This window comes from Aeromonas sp. Prich7-2 (assembly GCF_017939255.1).
Classification (GTDB): Bacteria; Pseudomonadota; Gammaproteobacteria; order Enterobacterales; family Aeromonadaceae; genus Aeromonas; species Aeromonas caviae.
On record NZ_JAGKRI010000317.1, the window covers coordinates 1 to 434 of the forward strand.

The window sequence follows — 434 nt, forward strand, 5'->3', positions numbered from 1 at the left end:
ACTGAGCTTCTGCCTGTCACCGGGGCAATCAGCAGAAATCAGCTATGCAACAAGCGCGTTGGCCATGGCGAGGATACCAACGTCATCAGGTCGCTACCGAACACGGCCAGCGCATCTTGCCGCAGACAAGGCCTATAGCAGCAAAGCCTTTCGAGCCGAGCTACGGCGGAGAAGGATAAAAGCGGTCATTCCGCAACGCAGCGACCAGCAACGGCGCCATAAGGGGCGTCCATTGGTACTGGACAAGGTGCATTACCGCAGGCGCAATGTCGTGGAGCGGTGCTTCGGTTGGTTGAAGAAGTTTCGCCGGTTTTCAACGAGATATGAAAAGCTAGCCAAGAGTTTTGCAGCCTTTATCAAACTGGCTTTCTGCCTTCGCTACTTGCGCGAGTTATGTGTGGACAGAAAACCAGCATTTTGAGAACACAGCCTAG

The 434-nt window shown here is 53.9% G+C and carries 1 protein-coding gene; it reads left to right on the plus strand.

Going from position 1 to position 434, the window contains the following annotated elements; genetic code table 11:
* On the plus strand, positions 1-421 hold a 421-nt coding region (locus J9892_RS22425), incomplete at its 5' end, for an IS5 family transposase (RefSeq protein ID WP_210539059.1).
* Positions 422-434 lie beyond the last annotated feature (13 nt).